Raw genomic sequence first — 21,235 nt, 5'->3', positions numbered from 1 at the left:
CACGCTCGCGGCAGGCTCGCCGCACACTCGCGCAGGACCGTCAGGGAACGGCGCGCGGCCGTCACGGCTCTCCCGGCCGCACCGTCCTCGAGCTGCCCGAGAGGTCGGCGGCTGCTCAGCCCACCGCGAACACGCGGCCACCTCCCCCCGTGCGGGATCAGGATGGCCTCGTGAACGCAGATGCGATGCCGGACGACGACTCGGTGCTCGACGCGTACTCGCGCGCCGTGACGGCGGTCGCGACATCCGTCCTCCCATCGGTCGCCGCCGTGACGGTGCGCTCCGACCGGGGCTCCGGCGGCGGCAGCGCCTCGGTCATCTCGCGCGACGGCCACCTGCTCACGAGCGCGCACGTCGTCGAAGGCGCCGCCCGCGTCTCGATCGCCTTCGCGGACGGCACCGAGTTGCCGGCGACCGTCGCGGGGAGCGACCCGCTGAGCGACCTCGCTGTGCTGCGCGCGGACGGCGCCACGCCGCCGCCCGTGCCGTGGGGCGACGCGACGGCGCTCAAGGTCGGGCAGCTCGTCGTCGCCCTCGGCAATCCGCTGGGCCTCGCGGGAAGCGTGACGGCGGGCATCGTGTCGGCCCTCGGGCGCTCGCTGCCGACCCGGTCGGGTCGGGTGATCGACGAGGTGATCCAGACGGATGCCGCGCTCAACCCCGGCAACAGCGGCGGCGTGCTCGCCGACAGCCGCGGTCGCATGATCGGCGTCAACACGGCGGTCGCCGGCATCGGGCTCGGGCTCGCGGTGCCGATCAACCCCACGACCCGGGAGATCATCGACTCGCTCATCCGCACCGGCCGGGTGCGCCGCGCCTGGCTCGGCGTCGCCGGCGCGCAGGTGCCGCTCGCGCCGCCTATCGCTGCGAAGGTCGGCTCGCGCACGGGCATGCAGGTCGCGTCGGTCGTCGAGGGAAGCCCCGCGGCCCAAGCGGGCGCTCGCCGCGGCGACATCGTGATCGCACTCGACGGCACGCCGATCACGTCGGTCACGGGAGTCCAGCGGCAGATGGTCGAGCACGCGATCGGCCGGCGGATCGAGATGACCCTCTGGCGCAGCGGCGCCCTCGTCGACGTCGTCGTGGAACCTGAGGAGCTCCGCGCCGGCTGAGCATTTAGTGAACACAGGTAACGATGTAGTAATGTAACGGTATGTCCGTCACGATCCTCGACCGCCTGTTGCTCATCGGCGCCCTGTTCGAGCGGGACATGGCGCGCGCCTTCGCGGGCACGCCGCTGTCGGCGGCGCGGATGCGGGTGCTCTGGGTCGTCCACCACGCGGGGCCCACGAGGCAGCACGCCCTGGCGCAGGCCCTCGAGGTGACGCCGCGCAACATCACGGCCCTCGTCGACGTGCTCGAGGAGGCGGGCTATCTGCACCGCGCGCCGCATCCGACCGACCGTCGCGCCGTGCTCGTGAGCCTCACGCCCCTCGGCGTCGAGCTCATGCAGACGACGGTCCGCGAGCACGGCGAACTCAGTGCGACGCTGCTCGATGCGGTGCGCCCCGACGACCGCGAGGCGGTCGAGCGCGGTGTCGAGGCGATCGCCGATCGGCTCGCGCTCCTGCTGGCCGAGGCCGAGGCACAGGGCGCGGCGCGGGCCGCGGCATCAGGAACCCCCTCATGACCGCGTCGCAGACCCTCGCAGCCGCGACGACCCTCGAGCGGCTCAGGGGCTGGTGGTCGCTCGTGGTCCGCGTCGTGCTGCTCGAGCTGCGCATCTACGCGAACATCGCACGCGCGATCGCACGCCGTCCCGCGATCGCCCCCGGCGCCGCCGGCTTCGGCTACCACCGGCCGGTGCTGACGATCCTGCTCGTGTTCATCGGGCTCTCGGCGGTCGAGATCCCGATCATCGACCTCATCGTGCACCGCTGGCCCGTGCCGCGCATCGCGCTGCTGATCCTGGGCATCTGGGGTGTCACGTGGATGATCGGGCTCCTCTGCGCGTACCTCATGCGGCCCCACACCGTCGGGCCGGAGGGCATCCGCGTGCGTGAAGGCCTCGAGACCGACATCCCGCTCTCGTGGGACGACATCGCGTCGGTCTCGCGCAGCGCGCGCATCGACGAGCCGAAGACGCCGCGCATCACCGAGGATGATGACGGACGGATGCTGTCGCTGCGCATGCAGCACGAGACCAACGTCGAGATCGCCCTCGAGGGCCCGACGCCCGTACGGCTGCCCGGTCGCGCGCCCAAGGGCGGGGAGCAGCTCGTCACCGTCGTGCGGCTGTGGACCGACGACGTCGAGGGCTTCATGGACGCTGTGCGCCGGAACATCCCGTGAGCGCCGCCCCCATCGACGCGGTCCGCGCCGCGGCGTAGCGTGACATCACGTAACAAAGGCGCCGCGCCGCGCGGCCGAACGTAGGCTACGAACCGTGCTGACCTGTCGCTGTTGTCGCTGAGTGCCTCGCACTCGCCTTCGACGACCCCGACAGCTCCCGCGCGATCTCAGCGCGGCCTTACCCTGAGGACACACCGTGCGATACGCGCAGAGCGTCGCCGACCTCGTCGGCAACACCCCCCTCGTCCGCCTGAACCGCGTCACCACCGGCATCGCCGCGACGGTGCTCGCGAAGGTGGAGTACTTCAACCCCGGCGGATCGTCGAAGGACAGGATCGCCGCCAACATCATCGACGCAGCCGAGCGCGAGGGACTCCTGGGGCCCGGTGGGACGATCGTCGAGCCGACGAGCGGCAATACGGGCGTGGGTCTCGCCCTCGTCGCGCAGCAGCGCGGGTACCGCTGCATCTTCGTCGTGCCCGACAAGGTCGCCGAGGACAAGCGCGGCGTGCTGCGCGCGTACGGCGCCGAGGTCGTCGTCGCGCCGACCGCCGTCGAGCCCGAGGATCCGCGCTCGTACTACAGCGTGTCCGACCGGCTCGTGCGCGAGATCCCCGGGGCCTTCAAGCCCAACCAGTACGCCAACCAGAACGGCCCGCGCAGCCACTACGAGACCACGGGTCCTGAGATCTGGCGCGACACCGAGGGTCGCGTGACGCACTTCGTCGCGGGCGTCGGCACAGGCGGGACGATCACGGGGACGGGACGCTTCCTCAAGGAGGCATCCGCGGGAGAGGTGCGCATCATCGCGGCCGATCCCGTCGGGTCGATCTACTCGGGCGGGCCCGTTCACGGGTACGACGTCGAGGGCGTGGGTGAGGACTTCTGGCCCGCCGCGTACGACCCCTCCGTCGTCGACGAGATCCACCGCATCAGCGATGCGGAGTCGTTCGCGATGGCGCGCCGGCTCGCGCGCGAAGAGGGGCTGCTCGTCGGAGGCTCGAGCGGCATGGCCGTCGTCGGCGCGCTCCGCGCGGCGCGCGACCTCCCCGCGGACGCCGTCATGGTCGTCCTGCTGCCCGACCACGGCCGCGGGTACCTGAGCAAGCTCTTCGACGACGACTGGATGACCTCGCATGGGTACTCCATCGACGCTGAAGACCCCGCATCCGCAGACACGAGCGCAAGGAGCTCCGCGTGACCGAATCGCCCGCCGCCCGCACGACGGTTCCCGCCCGGAGCTTCGAGAGCCTCGCCGTCCACGCGGGCCAGGCCTTCGACCCGACGACGGGCGCCGTCATCCCGCCCGTGCACTTCTCGACGACGTATGCCCAGGCAGGCATAGGCGGCCTGCACAACGGATACGAGTACGGGCGCAGCGGCAACCCGACGCGCACGGCGCTCGAGCGGCAGCTCGCTGCGATCGAGGGCGGCCTGCACGCGTTCTCGTTCTCATCGGGTCTCGCGGCCGAGGACGCCCTGCTGCGCGCCGTCCTCCAGCCCGGCGACGAAGTGCTCCTCGGCAGCGATGTGTACGGCGGCACCTATCGGCTGCTCGCCCGCGTCCTCGGGCCGTGGGGCGTCGGCGTCCGCGTCGTCGACATGAGCGACCTCGATGCCGTCGCGGCGAGCCTCGCCGAGCGCCCCGCCCGCATCCTCTGGGTAGAGACGCCGAGCAACCCCCTGCTCAAGATCACCGACATCGTGGGCCTCGCACGGCTCGGCCACGAGGCGGGAGCCCTCGTGGTGGTCGACAACACGTTCGCCTCGCCCGCGCTGCAGCAGCCGCTGTCGCTCGGCGCCGACGTCGTCGTGCACTCCGCGACGAAGTATCTCGGCGGGCACTCCGACGTCGTCGGCGGGGCGCTCGTCGTCGACGACGACGCGCTCGCCGAGAAGGTCAAGTTCCTGCAGTTCGCCGTCGGCGCGGTCTCGGGACCGCTCGACGCGTTCCTCACGACGAGGGGCATCAAGACGCTCGCCGTGCGCATGCAGCGGCACAGCGAGAACGCGGGTGCGGTCGCTGAATTCCTTTCGCGGCATGAACGCGTCGCGCACGTGTACTACCCCGGTCTGCCCGATCATCCGGGGCACGAGATCGCGGCCCGCCAGATGTCGGGATTCGGCGGGATCGTGTCGCTCGCGCTCGCCGACGGGCCGGCCGCTCGGCGGTTCGCGGAGTCGACCCGCATGTTCCAGCTCGCCGAGTCGCTCGGCGGCGTCGAGTCGCTCGTCAACTACCCCGACGAGATGACTCACGCGTCGGTGCGCGGCACCGAGCTCGCCGTCCCCGTCGAGGTCGTGCGTCTCTCGGTCGGCATCGAGGCGATCGACGACCTCCTCGCAGACCTGGACGGAGCTCTCGCACTCCTCTGAGACCGCATCCTGCGGCGGCACCGGGCTTGCCTCGACCCCGCGCCGACAGGTCAACCACGCGTTCACAGGACGATATGGCCGCCGGATTTCGACCTGCACTCGCGTGGTTGACCTGTGGATCCGCCGCGACCGCCGCGAGGAAACGCCTGATCGCGGGGCGACCTAGACTGGAAGCATCCCTTTCCGCCTCTCCGTCGAGTGGACCCGTGTCGACATCCCCTGCCCCGCGCACCTTCGAAGTGCGCCACGTGCAGCTCGCGCGCGCCGCTTTCGCGGCGCTCGCAGCGGTCATGATCACCTTCTCGCCCGACCACTCCGCAGCGGTCGGCATGGCGGTCTTCAGCGGCTGGGCGATCGCGACCTCGATCGTGTTCTTCGTCGCCATCTGGCTCGTCTACCCGGCCGGCAGCCGCTGGCCGTCGGTGCTGCTCGGCATCGTGACCGTCATCGCGGGAATGGTCGGCGGCGTCTCGACGTGGCGCACGACGACGATCTTCTTCGTCGTCGTGATCGTGTGGGCGGTTCTCGCGGGTGTCATCGAGACGGCGGCGGGTCTGCGCGCCCGGCGCACCGCGGCCGAGTCCCACGACCCTCAGGCCCGCGGTGAGGCGCGCGACGCGCTCACGGTCGGCATCATGACGCTGCTGCTCGCGGTCGGTCTCGCGGTCGTCCCGACGCAGTACGCGCTGGACTACTACATCGCCGACGCGGGCCAGTCCTTCACCCTCACCGGCATCACGATCGGGGTGGGCGTCTTCGGCGGCTACGCCGCGATCATCGCCGTCTACCTCGGCATCGCGGGCTTCTCGCCTCGCCGCGCAGCCCTCGAGCCCTCGACGGAGGCCGCGACCGCGGCATCCGATCAGGAGAACCCCTCATGACCGACGAAAAGCCCACCCGCCGCGATCTCATGAAGCCCGTCCAGCTGCTGGGCCTCGCGTTCGGCGCCGCCGCCTTCACGGGCATCGTGACGCTCGTCTCGATGGGCTTCTTCCAGCAGCGTACGGGCGAGGAGCTGCAGCAGGTCGGCGTCGTCGCGGCGGTCGCCGCCGGCGTAGCCTTCATCGCCGTCCTGCTCATCGTCTCGCTGCTGCTGCTCGCGGTCGATCCCGCGCAGGTCGAGAAGACAGTCGACCGGGCCGTCCTGCTGCCCGACGAGAAGCCCGCCGACGGCGATGCACCGGATGCCGCGGCATCCGGTGATCAGCCGCGCGCTTAGTCCTCGGGGCTCGAGGCGGGGGCTTCCCCGAGCAGACCCACGAGCTCGGAGGCGAGCCCCGCGTAGGTCGCGGGCGTGAGCGCCACGAGGCGGTCCTTGGCCTCGTCGCCGATGTCGAGCCCGCGCACGAACTCCGCGAGCTCGGCGGCGCCGACGCGACGGCCGCGCGTAAGCTCCTTGAGCAGTGCGTACGGGTCGGTGATCTGCGAGCGGCCCTCGACGATCTCGGCGCGCACGACGGTCTGAATCGCCTCGCCGAGCACCTCCCAGTTGCCGTCGAGGTCGGCCAGGAGCACGTCCTCTGCGAGCGAGATCTCGCCGAGCCCGCGCCGCAGGTTGTCGAGCGCGAGCAGCGAGTGGCCGAGGGCGACGCCGATGTTGCGCTGCGTCGTCGAGTCGGTGAGGTCGCGCTGCAGACGGCTCGTGACGAGCGTCTGCGAGAGGGTCGCGAGCAGCCCGCCCGAGATCTCGAGGTTCGCCTCGGCGTTCTCGAAGCGGATCGGGTTGATCTTGTGCGGCATCGTCGAGGACCCGGTCGCGCCCGCGACGGGGATCTGCGTGAAGTAGCCGATCGAGATGTAGGTCCAGATGTCCGAGGCGAGATTGTGCAGGATGCCGCCCGCGTGCCGGATCCGGTCGTACAGCTCGACCTGCCAGTCGTGCGACTCGATCTGCGTCGTGAGCGGGTTGAAGCCCAGCTCGAGCGACTCGATGAACTCGCGGGCGACGGTCGGCCACGCGACGTCCGGCTCGGCCGCGAGGTGCGCCGACCACGTGCCGGTCGCACCCGAGAACTTCGCGAGGAAGTCGGATGCCGCGATCTGCGCCGCGACGCGGTCGAGGCGCCACGCGAAGACGGCGAGCTCCTTGCCCATCGTCGTGGGCGTCGCGGGCTGGCCGTGCGTGCGCGAGAGCATCGCGGCATCGCGGTGCGCGCGCGCGAGGGCGGCGAGGGTCGAGCTCACCGAGCGCAGCGCCGGCAGCCAGACCTCTTCGACGGCGCGCTTGACGGTCAGGGCGTAGGCGGTGGAGTTGATGTCCTCGCTCGTGCACGCGAAGTGCGTGAGCTCGGCGATGCGGTCGAGGCCGAGCTGCGTGAGCCGGTCGCGCACGAGGTACTCGACGGCCTTGACGTCGTGACGCGTGACGGCTTCGCGCTCGGCGAGCCACGCGATGTCGTCCGTGCCGAAGTCGAGGTACAGGACGCGGAGGCGGTCCTTCTCGACTTCGCCGAGCGGCTGGGTGCCGAAGAGCGATCGGTCGGTGAGGGCGATGAGCCACTCGACCTCGACCTCGACGCGGGCGCGGTTGAGGCCCGCCTCCGAGAGGTAGTCGCCGAGGCCGGCGACGGCGGCTTGATAACGCCCGTCGAGGGGGCTGAGGGGCTGGATGCCGAGGGCGGAGGTGGTCACGGGACTCCCGTCGGGACGCTTCACGCGAGCCCGGCGCCGTCTCAGACGGCGGGGCGGATCGCGGGTTCGAGCTGCCGGAAGAGCGACCGGCTCGCGCTCTCGATCATACCGAGCACCTCGTCGAACATTCCGGGCCCCGCGTAGTAGGGGTCGGGCACGTCGAGCGTCTGCGCCTGCGAGTCGAACGACATGAGCAGCGCGATCTTGTCGGCGTCCGCCTCGGTGCGCGCCCACCCGCGCAGGATGCGCTCGTGGCTGCGGTCGAGCGCGACGACGAGGTCGCTGTGGGCGAAGTCACCCAGCGTGAACTGCCGCGCGCGATGCTGGCCGCCGTCGTAGCCGCGGCGCTGGAGGGCCTCGATCGTGCGCAGGTCGGCGCGCTCGCCGACGTGCCAGTCGCCCGTGCCGGCGCTCGTCGAGCCGACGCGCTCGCGCAGGCCCGCGGCATCCGCGAACTCCCGGAACACGATCTCGGCCATCGGGGAGCGGCAGATGTTGCCGGTGCAGACGAACACGACGCGGAAGGGCTCCACGGTGCTCGAGGTCATGCGTTCCATTCTGTGTCCTGAGGCGAGCTATCGCACAGCCCCGGATGCCCCCATATCGTTCACCCGACGGCCACCGCAAGATCTACCGCCGTCGCAGCGGCTCCCCTAGCGTGACCGCGGGGGCCCACGAGGCCTCCTTTCCGCGTGCACGCTCGAGGAGGCCCCGTGAACAGGTTCGTCCGCCCATCCGTCTTCGTCGCCGCAGGAGCAGTCGCTGCGGCGACGCTCGTCGCGGCACCTCCCGCCGCCGCGGCGGAGCATCCCGTCATCAACGAATTCTCCGCGAGCACCGCCGGCACCGATGTCGAGTTCATCGAGCTGCTCGCGGCGCCGGGCGCCGACCTGTCGGGCTACCGCGTGCTCGAGATCGAGGGCGACGCGCCCGCGACAGGCACCGTCGACGGCGTCTTCGCGCCGGGGACACCGGATGCCGCGGGGCGGGTCCTGCTCTCGCTCCCCGCCAACGAGCTCGAGAACGGCACGGTGAGCCTGCTCCTCGTGACGGGGACGATCCCGGCCGCCGGCTCCGACATCGACGCGAACGACGACGGCGTCGTCGACGATCCCGCGCTCACCGTCGTCGACGCGATCGCGATCAGCGACGGCGGGGCCGGCGACCGCGCGTACGGCGGCGTCGCACTCACGGCATCCTTCGACGGCGTGACCTTCCTCCCGGGCGGCGCATCGCGCATCCCGGACGGCACGGACACCGACAGCGTTGCCGACTGGGTCCGCAACGACTTCGATCTCGCCGGCATCCCGAACATCGCGGGGACACCCGACTTCGGCGAGGCGTTCAACACTCCCGGCGCGGCCAATGCGCTCGTGCCGAAGCCCGACGCCCCCGCCGGGGACGCCGACTGCACGTCGACGAGCGTGACGATCGGCTCGGTGCAGGGCGCCGGCGCCGCGTCGCCCGCCGCCGGCTCGGTCGTGCGCATCCAGGGCACGGTCGTTGCCGACTTCCAGCACACCGATCTCGACGGCTTCTACCTGCAGGACGTGGGCGACGGCGTCGCGGAGACGTCCGACGGAGTCTTCGTGTACCAGCAGGACCCCGACAACACGCCGGGCAACGGCGACGGGATCACCGACGTCCAGGTCGGCGACGTCGTGAACGTCGCGGGCGCCGTGAGCGAGTTCCAGGGACTCACCGAGGTCACGGCCGCCGATACCGAGGTGTGCACCACCGGCGGTGCCGTGCCCGCCCCGATCGTCCTCGCGCTTCCGCTCTCGGATGAGGAGCGCGAGGCCTTCGAGGGCATGTACGTGACCTTCGCGCAGCCCCTCACGATCGCCGAGTACTTCGAGTTCGGCCGCTTCAACACCGTGACGGCGTCGCTCGGCCGGCAGTACCAGCCCACCGCGACCTACGAGCCCGGCTCCGCCGAGCAGCAGGCGCTCGCGGCATCCAACATCGCCGAGCAGATCATCGTCGACGACGCGCGCACGCGGCAGAACCCCGACCCGCTCCTGCACCCGGACGGCGACCCGTTCACCCTCCAGCACGTCTTCCGCGGCGGCGATGTGCTCACGGGCGTGACGGGCATCCTCGACCAGCGGGTGCGAACGGGCGACACCCCGCAGGTCTTCTCGTACGGCATCCAGCCGACGCAGGATCCCGGCTACGAGGTGCACAACCCGCGGACGGCCGCGCCCGACGTGGGCGGCGACCTCGAGGTGTCGAGCTTCAACGTCCTGAACTACTTCACGACGATCGGCTCGCGTGGTGCGAGCACGCCGTTCGAGCTGACGCGGCAGCAGGAGAAGATCGTGGCGGCGCTCGTCGAGATCGACGCCGACGTGTTCGGCCTCATCGAGATCGAGAACAACGGCGATGCCGAGACCCCGGCCGTCGCGACGCTCACCGAGGCGCTCAACCTGGCCGTCGGTCACGAGGCGTACTCGTACATCGACACCGGAAAGATCGGCACCGACGTCATCACGACAGCCTTCGTCTACAAGACGGCGACCGTCGAGCCGCTCGGCGACCCCGAGCTGCTGACGTCGGACGTGGACCCGCGGTTCATCGACTCGCTCAATCGGCCCGCGCTCGCCCAGACCTTCGGCGGGAGAGCGGGCGGCGAGCCGTTCACCGTCGTCGTCAACCACTTGAAGTCGAAGAGCTCCGCCTGCACGGCGGCGGGCGACCCCGACACGGGCGACGGATCGGGCAACTGCAACCAGACCCGCACGGCTGCGGCCGAGGCACTCGCCGACTGGCTCGCAGGCGACCCGACGGGCCAGGGGACCGGTGACCGCACGCTCATCATCGGCGACCTCAACTCGTACGACAAGGAGGACCCGATCGATGTGCTGACCGGCGCCGGGTACACCGACCTGCTCCTGCAGTTCCAGGGCGAGGGCGCCTACTCGTACGTCTTCGACGGGCAGCTCGGCTACCTCGACCACGCACTCGCGGGACCGGGACTCGTGGGCGACGTCGCAGGCGCCTCGACATGGTCGATCAACGCCGACGAGGCCCAGGTGCTCGACTACAACACGGAGTTCAAGCCGGCTCCGCAGGTGGCGGGGCTGTATGCCCCCGACGCCTACCGGTCGAGCGACCACGACCCGGTGCTCGTCGGCATCGAGCTCGACACGACGCCGCCGACGCTCACGGTCCAGCCGTCGCAGAAGTGGATCGTCCTGCCCACGGGCACGCTGCGCCCGATCACCATCGCCGTGCAGGCCGCTGACGACAGCGGTGACGCACCGACAGTCGAGCTGATCGAGGTGAAGGCCGCGGGGGCGAAGAAGGCGGAGGTCGTCACAGTCACCGACACGTCGTTCCGGGTCCGAGCCGTCAACAAGGCGGTGTACACCTTCACCTACAGGGCGACGGATGCCGCGGGCAACAGCACGACCGCGTCGACGAAGGTCGTCGTGGGGACCGCGATCCTGCGGTGATGCACCGCTGGGGCGGAGCGGCCGCTCCTCCCCAGCGCCGTCCGCGCGGCGCGTTGTCCTGGGACCCGGGACGACGCGTCGCGCGGAGCCGCGGCGGAGGCATCCTCGTGCGATGGACACGATGTGGGGAGCCGCCGCGGGCGGTGACGGGCTGCTGCCGGCGGCGCGGCACGCCCTCGCGACGATGGCGGCGACGACGGAGAGCATCCGCGCCGAGACCGCATGGGAGTGCGAGGCGGCACGCCGCTTCCGTGCGCGGCTCGGCCGGCTCGACGGCGAGCTCGAGGCCCTGCGGGACGCCGCGCGGGTGCTCGAGCACGAGCTGCGCGACGCGTGGGCGCGATCGTCTGTCGGGATGCGGTGAGATGGGCGACCTCGAGATCCGCAGCGGCGGCGTCGTCGCCGTCGACACGGCATCGCTGCACGCCGCCGCCGACCGCCTCGACGGACTCGGCGGCGGGCTCGAAGGCACGGCGGCGACGTTCCGCCGAGCCGCCGCGCACATCGGCGCCCTCCCCGGCAGCGACACGATCTACGGCGACTCGCGCGCGCTCTTCCTCGCGGAGCGGGCCGACATGCTCGCGCAGGTTCCGCGCGGACTCGCGCGGCGACTGCGCGTGCTCGCCGCGTCGTACGAGACGATCGAGCTGCGGGCGCAGCGCGCCGCCGCCGAGGCCGCCGGCGACACGGCGGCGATGGCGCGCATCGACGCACGGCTCGACACGATCGATCGCGAGCATCCGGGGGCGCGGCTCGTCGGCTGGTGGGACGGCGTGTGGCGCGCGGGAACGTGGCCGGCGGACTTCGCCGCGCAGCTGACCGCCGTGGGGTTCGCGGCAGGCCCCGGCCTCGGAACGGCGCTCACCGTAGGCGCGTGGGCGCTGCCCGCCGCGCTCCGGCAGGGCGGGTACGGCGCGATCCCCACGGGGGCGCGCCTGACGGGGCCCGTCCAGCCCGTCGAGCTGCGCGAAGTCCCGGCGCGCCACCTGTCGACGCCGTCGCCCGTCTCGCTCGCCTCGGCGGCGGAGCGGATCCCGACGGGCGCCGCCCACATCCGCGTCGAGCGCTACACGATGGCGGACGGCTCGCGGCAGTTCGCGGTGTACATCAGGGGCACCAGCTCGCCACCCTTCGACATGAAGTCCAACGAGCAGCTCTACGGAGGCGAGCGCTCGGCGTCGTACGAGGCGGTGCTCGCCGCGCTCCGTGACGCGGGCGCCGAGCGCGGCGATGTCGTCCACGCCTTCGGGCACTCGCAGGGCGCCATGATCGCGTCGCACCTCGCGCTCGAGGGCGGGTTCGACACGCAGACCCTCGTGACCTTCGGCTCGCCCGTCGAGGCCGACGTCGGCGCGGACACGCTCAGCGTCGGCGTCCGGCACACCGACGATCTCGTCGCGACGCTCGCGGGCGGCGGTCACGACACGTCGGTCGGGGCGCCGGGCAGCTTCGTCGCCGAGCGCGTCGTCGACCCGCCGCCGAGCGTCGACGACGTCACCCTCGGCCCGCATCACCTCGCGGAGTACGAGAAGACCGCGGTGATGCTCGACGAGTCGGCCGATCCGCGCATGGACACCGTGCGCGAACGGTTCGATCGGCTCGAGGGCGCGACATCCGTCACCGTCACGGAGTACGCCGCGCAGCGCGCCGGCGTCCCCGCGACGAACGTCAGCGCTTCGTGCGGGGGCGCAGGATGATGCCGAATATCCAGTTGATGATCGAGATGACGATGGCGGCGAGCACGCCCCACCAGAAGTCCTCGACCCGCAGGCCCCAGCCCCAGAAGCTCGTGATCCACGCCGTGAACCACAGCAGGAACCCGTTGATGATGAGGCCGATGAGGCCGAGGGTCAGGATGTAGAGCGGGATCGAGATGATCTTGACGATCGTGCCGATGAACGTGTTCACGATCGCGAAGATCGCCGCGACGATGAGCAGCGTCAGGACGTATTGCAGCGTGTCGCCGGGCGGGAAGGCGATGACCGAGACCTGCAACGCGGGCATGAGGGTCACGACCCAGATGGCGAAGGCGTTGACGACGACGCGGATGAGGAAGCCCATGGTGCGCTCAGTCTGTCACGAAGACCCGCCCGGCTCCGGCAGAGATCTTCGGGGCGCACCTCGATCCGGCACCCGCTCCTAAACTCGGAGGGTGACCGACGCCTCCGATATCCCCGTCCGCGTGCGCCCCGAGGTCGCCGCGCTGCCTCCCTACAAGCAGGGCCGCCAGGCCGGTTCCGACGCGTTCAAGCTCTCGAGCAACGAGAACCCCTTCGACCCGCTGCCCGGCGTGCTCGACCAGGTCCGTGAGATCGGGGGGTTCAACCGGTATCCGGATGCCTCGGCCGCGCGCCTGCGCGCGCGCCTGGCCGAGCGTTTCGGGGTGTCGGACGACGCCGTCCACATCGGCGCCGGCAGCGTGTCGATCCTCGCGCAGCTCGTGCAGGCGACGGCGGGTCCCGGCGACGAGGTCATCTACGCGTGGCGGTCGTTCGAGGCCTACCCGTGGCTCGCGATCGTCGCCGGAGCGACGGCGGTGCCCGTGCCGCTCGGACTGGGCGCCCGTCACGACCTCGACGCGATGGCCACCGCGATCACGGAGCGCACGCGCGCGATCATCGTCTGCTCGCCGAACAACCCGACGGGGCCCGTCGTGACGCAGGCGGAGTTCGACGCGTTCGTCGAGAAGGTGCCCGCCGACGTGCTCGTGATCCTCGACGAGGCGTACGCCGAGTTCGTGACCGCCCCCGACGCGGTCGACGGGCTGCGCGCGCCGGGCGGCCACCCCCGCGCCAACGTCGTCGTGCTCCGCACGTTCTCGAAGGCGTTCGGGCTCGCGGGGCTCCGCGTGGGCTACGCCGTCGGTCATCCCCGGGTGCTCGACGCGGCCCGGTCGACGGCCATCCCGCTGTCGGTCACGGCCCACGCCGAGGTCGCGGCGCTCGCGAGCCTCGACGCCGAGTCCGAGCTGCTCGAGCGTGTGAGCGTCATCGCCGCACGCCGGGACGCCCTCGTCGCCGCCCTCCGCGAGACCGGATGGGACGTCCCCGATGCGCAGGGCAATTTCGTCTGGCTGCCCGCGGGCGACGAGACGATCGACATCGCGGAGCGGTTCGTCGAGGCCGGGCTCATCGTCCGCCCGTTCGCGGGAGACGGCATCCGTATATCCGTCGGTGAGCATGAGTCAGTGGAGAAGGTCCTAGGGATCGCGGGCTCCGTTGTGGGGACGCTCCCAGAAGGCCACCGGGGACGAGCGGCTAGCGTGGAGAAGTGACCACGACCGAAGACTCGGTTCCTCCCGTCTCGGCCACCGCGGATTCCGCGGTCGTCCGGGTGCTCGACGCCGACGGCGCCTACGCGCCGAGTCCAGCCGCGGAGCGGTACCTCCCTCTCATCGACGCACTGGGCGACAGCGAGCTCGAGGGCCTGTATCGCGACATGTTCGTCATCCGGACGTTCGATCAGCAGGCGACCAACCTGCAGCGGCAGGGCCAGCTGGCGCTGTGGCCCCCGAGCCTCGGCCAGGAGGCAGCGCAGGTCGGCTCGGCGCGCGCCGCCCGCGCGCAGGACCACATCTTCCCCTCGTACCGCGAGCACGTCGTCGCCCGCATCCGCGGCGTCGACCCGCTCGACATCATCCGCGTCATGCGCGGCCTGACGCACGGCGGCTGGGATCCGACCGACCCGCGCAACGGCAACACGCACATCTACACCCTCGTGCTCGGCTCGCAGACGCTGCACGCGACCGGCGTCGGGATGGGACTCGTCTTCGACGGGCGCTGCGGCACGGGCGACCCCGAGCGCGACGAGGCAGTCATCGTCTACTACGGCGACGGCGCGTCGAGCCAGGGCGACGTGCACGAGGCGATGGTGTTCGCCGCGAGCTACCGGACGCCCGAGGTCTTCTTCCTGCAGAACAACCACTGGGCCATCTCGGTGCCCGTAGCGACGCAGTCCCGCTTCCCGCTCTACAAGCGCGGCGAGGGATACGGGATGCCGAGCATCCCCATCGACGGGAACGACGTGCTCGCGAGCTACGCCGTCACCCGCGTCGCGCTCGACGAGGCGCGGTCGGGCGAAGGCCCTCGCGCGATCGAGGCGCTGACCTACCGCATGGGCGCGCACACGACGAGCGACGACCCGACGAAGTACCGCACCTCAGACGAGGAGCAGTCGTGGGCCCGGCGCGATCCGATCCGCCGCATGCGCACCTACCTCGAGTCGCGCGGCGCGTCCGCCGCCTTCTTCGCGGACGTCGAGGCCGAGGCCGAGTCCGTCGCCGAGGACGTCAGGACCCGCACGACGCAGCTCGGCTCGATCGCAGCCGACTCGATGTTCGCGCACGTGTACTCCGAGCCGCATCCGCTCATGGACGAGCAGCGGACGTGGCTCGCCGAGTACGAGGCATCCTTCGAGGAGGGGGCATCGTGACCGACAGTTCGACAGTGGTGGACCAGGCGACACCGACGGGCATCGAGACGATGCCGATCGGCCGCGCCCTCAACGCGGGGCTGCGCCGCGCGCTCGCCGAGAACGACCGCGTCCTGCTCATGGGCGAGGACATCGGCCCGCTCGGCGGGGTGTTCCGCGTCACCGAGGGCCTGCAGGCCGAGTTCGGCGACCGACGCGTGCTGGACACGCCGCTCGCCGAGTCGGGCATCATCGGCACGGCGATCGGGCTCGCGATGACGGGCTTCCGCCCCGTGTGCGAGATCCAGTTCGACGGCTTCGTCTTCCCGGGCTTCGACCAGATCACGACGCAGCTCGCGAAGCTCACGAACCGGCACGAGGGCGCGCTCTCGTTCCCCGTCGTCATCCGCATCCCGTACGGCGGTCACATCGGCGCCGTCGAGCACCACCAGGAGAGCCCCGAGGCGTACTTCACGCACACGCCGGGCCTGCGGGTCGTGAGCCCCTCGACGGCGAACGACGCGTACTGGATGATCCAGGACGCCATCGCCTCGCTCGACCCGGTCATCTTCCTCGAGCCGAAGGCCAAGTACTGGCAGAAGGGCGAGGTCGACACGACCTCGCGCGCCCTGCCGCTGCACGCGTCGCGACTCGTCCGCCGCGGCACCGACGTCACGCTCGTGGGCCACGGCGCGATGGTCACGACGCTCCTGCAGGCCGCAGCGCTCGCCGAGTCCGAGGGCACGAGCTGCGAGGTCATCGACCTGCGGTCGCTCTCGCCCGTCGACTACGGCCCGATCCTCGACTCGGTCCGGCGCACGGGCCGCATGGTCTACGCGCAGGAGGCGCACGGCTTCACGAGCCTCGGCTCCGAGATCGCCGCGACCGTCATGGAGCGGGCGTTCTACGCGCTCGAGGCCCCCGTCCTGCGCGTGTCGGGCTTCGACGTGCCGTTCCCGCCCGCGAAGCTCGAGGGCAAGTTCCTCCCCGATGCGGACCGCATCCTCGAGGCCGTCGACCGCGCCCTCGCCTACTGACCCAGGAGCATCCGGATGAGCACTCAGACCTTCCTCCTCCCCGACGTCGGCGAGGGTCTCACCGAGGCCGAGATCGTGTCGTGGCGCGTCGCGCCCGGCGACTCCGTCTCGGTCAACGACGTCCTCGTCGAGATCGAGACGGCGAAGTCCCTCGTCGAGCTGCCGTCGCCGTTCTCGGGCACCGTGGGCGAGCTGCTCGCGGCCGAGGGTGACACGGTCGACGTGGGCACCGCGATCATCACGATCACGGCTCCCGCCGCGCAGGGGACGGATGCCGCAGCATCCGCCGGTCCCTCGGTCGTCGGCCAGAGCGAGCACGGCGCCCCGGCTCCCGCCGAGCCCGAGGGGGGCGCCGTCCTGGTGGGCTACGGCACGGGCGGTCACGCCCAGTCGCGGCGCCGCAAGCCGGCCGTCACGGCGCAGGAGCGGGTCGAGGCATCCGTCGGAGTCGTCGCGAAGCCGCCGATCCGCAAGCTCGCGCGCGACCTCGGGGTCGAGCTCGCCGCCGTCGTCCCGACGGGCGCCGCGGGCGAGGTGACGCGCGACGACGTCGTGCGGCACGCGTCGCAGGCGAGCGTGTTCCGCAACATCGAGACCCCCGAGTGGCCCGCCGAGCGCGAAGTCACGATCCCCGTCGCGACCCCCGCCCCGGCGCCCGCACCCGCGACGACGACTCCGCGCCCCGTCGCCGAGCTCGGCGAGCGCGAGGAGTCGATCCCGGTCCGCGGCGTGCGCAAGGCCGTCGCGAGCGGCATGGTGCAGTCCGCGTACTCGGCGCCGCACGTCTCGGTGTGGACCGACGTCGACGCGACGCGCACGATGGAGCTCGTGCGGCGGCTCAAGACCTCGCCCGACTTCGCCGACGTCAAGGTCTCGCCCCTGCTCATCGTGGCGCGCGCCGTCATCTGGGCCGTCCGCCGCACGCCGATGGTCAACGCCGCGTGGGTCGACACCGCCGACGGCGCGCAGATCCGCCTGCGGCACTACGTCAACCTCGGCATCGCGGCCGCGACGCCGCGCGGCCTGCTCGTCCCCAACATCAAGGACGCGCAGGACCTCTCGCTGCGCGATCTCGCGCGGGCGCTCGAGAAGCTCACGCTCACGGCGCGCGACGGAAAGTCGACGGTCGCCGACCAGCAGGGCGGCACGATCACGATCACGAACATCGGCGTGTTCGGGATGGATGCCGGCACGCCGATCATCAACCCGGGCGAGGCCGGCATCCTGGCTCTCGGCACGATCCGGCAGAAGCCGTGGGTCGTCGACGGCGAAGTGCGCCCCCGTTATGTCACGACCGTGGCGGGATCCTTCGACCACCGCGTCATCGACGGGGACGGCATGTCGCGCTTCATCGCCGACGTCGCCTCGATCCTCGAGGAGCCGGCGCTCCTGCTCGACTAGGTCGACGCTCGAGCGCCGTCGCCGACTCCCGCTCGTTGAGCGAGCGGAGCGAGACGAAACGCTCGAGCGCTGTCCAGGCCTCAGGACGTTGCCGTGCGCGAGCGTTTCGTCTCGTCGCTGCGCTCCTCGCTCAACGACCGGGTCGAGACGGTCGCCGCAGGAGCGACTCCGGCGCGAGGCTCTCGGGCCGCCGCAGCACGAGGGCGATCAGGATCGCGATCGCCCCGCCGAGCGTCCCCGCGAGCATGTCGGTCATCGAGTCCTCGTTGCTGTGCTGCGCGGCCGTGCCGATGATGATGTCGCTGCCGAACTCGGACAGCTCCCACGCCGCGGCGCCCGCCATCGCGAACAGGAGCATGACGGTGCACGAGAACCAGACCGGAAGTCCAACGCCGATGCGCTCCTCGACGCGCCGGAGGAGCAGCATCCCGAGCCACGCGAGCATGAGTCCCGAATAGGCGTGCACGATGAAGTCCCACGGCGGGAAGTTCCAGTACACCTGCAGGGCGCTCCCCGCGAACGAGCTCGCCGCGATGAAGGTCAGATAGGTCAGCTGCAGGACACGCGGCAGCGACGTGCGGAAGACGAGCTCGATGAGCATGGGCACGGCGTATGCGAGGACGAGCAGATAGGTGAGCGGCAGATCGACGAGTCGCCCGGTGGCGGCCACGATGTGCGCGATGACGATCGAGCCCACCTGGAACGGCAGCGCGAGCAGCGCGGCACGGCGGGCGCGCGCGCCGAGGGAGGGGATGGATGCCGCATCCTTCGTGCGCGTCGCCATCGGTCCTCTCCCCCGCGGTCCGGCGACCGCTTGTCCGAGAGACTAGCCGCCCGCCGCGGCGGGACCCGTCCGGCACCGGGCACGCGGGCGCCGAGTTGAGAACGATTATCACTAACGGTAGAGTCGGGCCATGACTTCCCGCCGTCTGTCCGCTGCCGCGCTCGCCGCGGCATCCGCCCTCCTGCTCGCCGGCTGCGCGACGAGCGAGGGGGCGGAGCCGAGCGACGACGGCCGTCTCGACGTCGTCGCATCGACCAACGTGTACGGCCAGCTCGTCGAGGAGATCGGCGGCGATGTCGTCGACGTGACCTCGCTCATCACCTCGACGGCGCAGGACCCGCACGCATTCCAGGCGAGCGCGCAGGACCAGCTCGTCGTAGCCTCCGCCGACCTCGTCATCGAGAACGGCGGAGGCTACGACCCCTTCATCGACGACCTCATCGAGGCGAGCGGGACGAGCGCGCACGTGATCTCCGCCGTCGAGTTCTCGCCGCTGTGGACGGGCGGCAGCGCGCACGACGACAGCGGCGACGACCACGCCGACGACCACGGCCACGAGCACATCGAGGGCTTCAACGAGCACGTCTGGTACGACCCCGCGACGATGGCGGCGCTCGTGCAGGGGATCGCGTCAGAGCTCGAGGCGCTGAGCCCCGACGACGCCGACACGTTCGCGGCCGCCGCCGACCGGCTCGTCGCCGAGATCGCGGGGCTCGAGGCATCCCTCGCCGACATCGCCGCCGCCCACGCGGGTGAGGACGTCTTCGCGACCGAGCCCGTTCCGCTCTACCTCGTCGAGGCCGCGGGGCTCACCGACGTCGCTCCGCCCGCCTTCACCGAGGCGGTCGAGGAGGGGCAGGATGTCGCTCCCGCGGTGCTGCTCGAGTCGATCAAGCTGCTCGAGGGCGGCGACGTGCGCATCGTCCTGATCAATGCGCAGACCGCGGGCGCCGAGACGGCGCAGGTGGCCTCCGAGGCCGACGCGAACGGCATCCCGATCGCGGAGTTCGCCGAGACGCTCCCCGAGGGCCACACTTACATCTCGTGGATGCAGGAGAACATCGAGCAGCTCCAGAACGCGCTGGAGGAGTGACGGACGCCCTGCTGCGGATCGAGGGCGCGGCGCTGCGCCGCGGCGACCGCGAACTCTGGGCACACCTCGACCTCGCCGTCGAACCGGGCGAGTTCGTCGCGATCCTGGGCCCCAGCGGCTCGGGCAAGACGACTCTGCTGCGCGCGATCCTCGGCCTCGAGCCGCTCAGCGAGGGAACCATCACGGCGCTCGGAGAGCCCGTCCGCAGCAAGGGCAACCGGCGCATCGGCTACGTGCCGCAGTCGCGGCCGCTGCCCCGCGACACGTCGCTGCGGGGGCGCGACCTCGTCTCGCTCGGCGTCGACGGCCACCGCTGGGGACTGCCGTTCCCGAGCCGGGCCGACCGCGAGCGGGTCGACGGGCTCGTGCGCGCCGTCGGGGCCGAGGCGTTCGCCGACAAGCCCGTCGGCATCCTGTCGGGCGGCGAGCAGCAGCGCCTGCGCATCGGCCAAGCCCTCGCCGACGACCCCCGCGTGCTGCTGTGCGACGAGCCCCTCACGAGCCTCGACCTCGCCAATCAGCAGGCTGTCGTCTCGCTCATCGACGCTCACCGCCGGCAGACGGATGCCGCGGTGCTCTTCGTGACGCACGACATCAACCCCGTCCTGCGCATCGTCGACCGCATCCTCTATCTCGCGGGCGGCCGGTTCATGCTGGGCCGCCCCGACGAGGTGCTCGACTCCCGCGTGCTGAGCGACCTCTACGGAGCGCCCGTCTACGTCCTGCGGGCCGGTGGCCGGCTCGTCGTGGTCGGCGCGCCCGACGCGGAGGAGCCGCACCACCACCATCACGACGACGACGAGGACGCCGGGGCGGGGGCGCACGCATGAACTGGGACGAGGTCTGGCAGGCCATGTTCGGGGGTCTGCCCGTCTACGGCGAGATCCTCGCGCTCGTCTCCAACGCCGTGTGGGCGGGCGCCGTGCTGGGCCTCGTCGGCGGGCTCATCGGCGTCTTCATCATGCAGCGCGACATGGCCTTCGCCGTCCACGGCATCAGCGAACTCTCGTTCGCGGGAGCCGCGGCCGCCCTGCTGCTCGGGGTCGACGTCGTGACGGGCTCGATCGTCGGGTCGGTCGCCGCGGCCCTGCTCATCGGCTGGCTCGGCGCGAAGGCGCGCGACCGCAACTCGATCATCGGCGTGCTCATGCCCTTCGGGATGGGCCTCGGCATCCTGTTCCTCTCGCTCTACCCCGGGCGCTCGGCGAGCCAGTTCAGCCTCCTGACGGGCTCGATCGTCTCCGTGCAGAACGATCAGCTGGGCCTGCTCATCGCGATCAGCGCCGTCGCCCTGCTCGCCCTCGTGCTGATGTGGCGGCCGCTGCGGTTCGACTCGCTCGACCCCGTGTCGGCGGCGGCGCGCGGCGTGCCGACGACGGCTGTCTCGCTCGGCTTCATGCTCGTGCTGGGGCTCGTGGTGGCTGTCAGCGTGCACATCATCGGGGCGCTGCTCGTCATGGCGCTGCTCGTGACGCCCGCGGCCGCGGCGATGCGCATCGCGTCGGGACCTGTCTCGGTGCCCGTGCTTGCGGCGGTGTTCGGGTTCTCCTCCGCCGTCGTCGGCATCCTCATCGCGATCGCCGGCACCCTGCCCGTGAGCCCCTACATCACGACGATCTCGTTCCTCGTGTACGTCGTCTGCCGCCTCATCGGCGCGCGCCGCGGACGCGTGCAGCGCGAGCGGGATGCCGCGTCCGCGCGCTCGCTCGCCGGAGCGGCCGCCCAGGCTGCTCCAGGGACCCGCGGGTAGAAT

General features: G+C 71.5%; 21 protein-coding genes. 17 read left to right on the top strand and 4 right to left on the bottom strand.

Features of this window, described 5'->3' with window-relative positions:
- Positions 1-185: 185 nt before the first annotated feature.
- The 7 genes from MJ607_RS12375 to MJ607_RS12345 all read left to right on the top strand — a co-directional run bounded on the left by MJ607_RS12375 (position 186) and on the right by MJ607_RS12345 (position 5,887).
- A complete protein-coding gene (locus tag MJ607_RS12375) occupies positions 186-1,112 on the top strand; it encodes a S1C family serine protease (protein WP_243076257.1) in 927 nt (308 codons plus the stop codon).
- A 41-nt stretch (positions 1,113-1,153) separates the two neighbouring features.
- Entirely contained in the window at positions 1,154-1,630 is a 477-nt protein-coding gene (locus MJ607_RS12370) for a MarR family winged helix-turn-helix transcriptional regulator (RefSeq protein ID WP_243075901.1), read from the top strand.
- Positions 1,627-2,292, top strand: coding sequence for a hypothetical protein (locus MJ607_RS12365; RefSeq protein WP_243075900.1), 666 nt, complete (start codon positions 1,627-1,629; stop codon positions 2,290-2,292). The genes MJ607_RS12370 and MJ607_RS12365 overlap by 4 nt, the downstream gene beginning before the upstream one ends.
- A gap of 196 nt (positions 2,293-2,488) precedes the next feature.
- Positions 2,489-3,493: a pyridoxal-phosphate dependent enzyme gene (locus MJ607_RS12360; protein WP_243075899.1), complete on the top strand. Its 1,005-nt coding sequence runs from the start codon at positions 2,489-2,491 to the stop codon at positions 3,491-3,493.
- A complete protein-coding gene (locus tag MJ607_RS12355) occupies positions 3,490-4,668 on the top strand; it encodes a cystathionine gamma-synthase (protein WP_243075898.1) in 1,179 nt (392 codons plus the stop codon). Before MJ607_RS12360 ends, MJ607_RS12355 begins: the two co-directional genes overlap by 4 nt.
- A gap of 206 nt (positions 4,669-4,874) precedes the next feature.
- Complete coding sequence (locus MJ607_RS12350; protein ID WP_243075897.1) at positions 4,875-5,549, top strand: acyl-CoA synthetase; 675 nt, start codon at positions 4,875-4,877, stop codon at positions 5,547-5,549.
- Positions 5,546-5,887 (top strand): amino acid transporter, encoded by a 342-nt coding sequence (locus MJ607_RS12345; protein WP_243075896.1) that lies wholly within the window; start codon positions 5,546-5,548, stop codon positions 5,885-5,887. Before MJ607_RS12350 ends, MJ607_RS12345 begins: the two co-directional genes overlap by 4 nt.
- Here MJ607_RS12345 and purB read toward each other — a convergent pair.
- Together purB and MJ607_RS12335 are read right to left on the bottom strand one after the other, a co-directional pair.
- Positions 5,884-7,299 carry an adenylosuccinate lyase gene (gene purB, locus MJ607_RS12340; protein WP_243075895.1) on the bottom strand — a complete coding sequence of 472 codons (1,416 nt, stop codon included), beginning with the start codon at positions 7,297-7,299 and terminating at the stop codon, positions 5,884-5,886. The genes MJ607_RS12345 and purB overlap by 4 nt on opposite strands.
- 41 nt (positions 7,300-7,340) lie before the next feature.
- On the bottom strand, positions 7,341-7,847 hold the full coding sequence (locus MJ607_RS12335; protein WP_243075894.1) for a low molecular weight protein-tyrosine-phosphatase: 507 nt from the start codon (positions 7,845-7,847) through the stop codon (positions 7,341-7,343).
- Between the two features lie 165 nt (positions 7,848-8,012).
- Between MJ607_RS12335 and MJ607_RS12330 the strand changes: the two genes are divergently transcribed.
- The 3 genes from MJ607_RS12330 to MJ607_RS12320 all read left to right on the top strand — a co-directional run bounded on the left by MJ607_RS12330 (position 8,013) and on the right by MJ607_RS12320 (position 12,454).
- Complete coding sequence (locus MJ607_RS12330; RefSeq protein ID WP_243075893.1) at positions 8,013-10,757, top strand: ExeM/NucH family extracellular endonuclease; 2,745 nt, start codon at positions 8,013-8,015, stop codon at positions 10,755-10,757.
- A gap of 112 nt (positions 10,758-10,869) precedes the next feature.
- On the top strand, positions 10,870-11,121 hold the full coding sequence (locus tag MJ607_RS12325; RefSeq protein WP_243075892.1) for a hypothetical protein: 252 nt from the start codon (positions 10,870-10,872) through the stop codon (positions 11,119-11,121).
- Between the two features lies 1 nt (position 11,122).
- Positions 11,123-12,454, top strand: a complete 1,332-nt coding sequence (locus MJ607_RS12320; RefSeq protein ID WP_243075891.1) for a hypothetical protein — start codon at positions 11,123-11,125, stop codon at positions 12,452-12,454.
- Here MJ607_RS12320 and MJ607_RS12315 read toward each other — a convergent pair.
- A complete protein-coding gene (locus MJ607_RS12315; protein ID WP_243075890.1) occupies positions 12,426-12,818 on the bottom strand; it encodes a phage holin family protein in 393 nt (130 codons plus the stop codon). The two genes, MJ607_RS12320 and MJ607_RS12315, sit on opposite strands and share 29 nt — an antisense overlap.
- Positions 12,819-12,909: 91 nt before the next feature.
- Between MJ607_RS12315 and MJ607_RS12310 the strand changes: the two genes are divergently transcribed.
- From MJ607_RS12310 to MJ607_RS12295, 4 genes are read left to right on the top strand one after another with little or no spacing between them, the layout of a single operon-like run.
- The gene (locus MJ607_RS12310; protein ID WP_243075889.1) at positions 12,910-14,031 is read left to right on the top strand and encodes a histidinol-phosphate transaminase; all 1,122 of its coding nucleotides are present in this window, start codon (positions 12,910-12,912) and stop codon (positions 14,029-14,031) included.
- Positions 14,028-15,188, top strand: a complete 1,161-nt coding sequence (locus tag MJ607_RS12305) for a thiamine pyrophosphate-dependent dehydrogenase E1 component subunit alpha (RefSeq protein WP_243075888.1) — start codon at positions 14,028-14,030, stop codon at positions 15,186-15,188. Before MJ607_RS12310 ends, MJ607_RS12305 begins: the two co-directional genes overlap by 4 nt.
- 50 nt (positions 15,189-15,238) lie before the next feature.
- Positions 15,239-16,204 carry an alpha-ketoacid dehydrogenase subunit beta gene (locus MJ607_RS12300; RefSeq protein ID WP_243076256.1) on the top strand — a complete coding sequence of 322 codons (966 nt, stop codon included), beginning with the start codon at positions 15,239-15,241 and terminating at the stop codon, positions 16,202-16,204.
- Between the two features lie 15 nt (positions 16,205-16,219).
- On the top strand, positions 16,220-17,605 hold the full coding sequence (locus MJ607_RS12295; RefSeq protein ID WP_243075887.1) for a dihydrolipoamide acetyltransferase family protein: 1,386 nt from the start codon (positions 16,220-16,222) through the stop codon (positions 17,603-17,605).
- 130 nt (positions 17,606-17,735) lie between these two features.
- Here MJ607_RS12295 and MJ607_RS12290 read toward each other — a convergent pair whose 3' ends face one another.
- A complete protein-coding gene (locus tag MJ607_RS12290; RefSeq protein WP_243075886.1) occupies positions 17,736-18,389 on the bottom strand; it encodes a hypothetical protein in 654 nt (217 codons plus the stop codon).
- A gap of 130 nt (positions 18,390-18,519) precedes the next feature.
- Here MJ607_RS12290 and MJ607_RS12285 point away from each other — a divergent pair, with 130 nt between their 5' ends.
- Genes MJ607_RS12285 through MJ607_RS12275 form a run of 3 tightly spaced genes read left to right on the top strand, consistent with a single transcriptional unit; the run spans position 18,520 to position 21,232 of the window.
- A complete protein-coding gene (locus MJ607_RS12285) occupies positions 18,520-19,482 on the top strand; it encodes a metal ABC transporter solute-binding protein, Zn/Mn family (RefSeq protein ID WP_243075885.1) in 963 nt (320 codons plus the stop codon).
- A complete protein-coding gene (locus tag MJ607_RS12280; RefSeq protein WP_243075884.1) occupies positions 19,479-20,312 on the top strand; it encodes a metal ABC transporter ATP-binding protein in 834 nt (277 codons plus the stop codon). Before MJ607_RS12285 ends, MJ607_RS12280 begins: the two co-directional genes overlap by 4 nt.
- On the top strand, positions 20,309-21,232 hold the full coding sequence (locus MJ607_RS12275) for a metal ABC transporter permease (protein WP_243075883.1): 924 nt from the start codon (positions 20,309-20,311) through the stop codon (positions 21,230-21,232). Before MJ607_RS12280 ends, MJ607_RS12275 begins: the two co-directional genes overlap by 4 nt.
- Positions 21,233-21,235: the final 3 nt, after the last annotated feature.

The organism is Microbacterium sp. SS28, assembly GCF_022761035.1.
Taxonomy (GTDB): domain Bacteria; phylum Actinomycetota; class Actinomycetes; order Actinomycetales; family Microbacteriaceae; genus Microbacterium.
The sequence above is the reverse complement of the archived record's forward strand: the minus strand, read 5'-3'. Positions and strand labels throughout refer to the sequence as shown.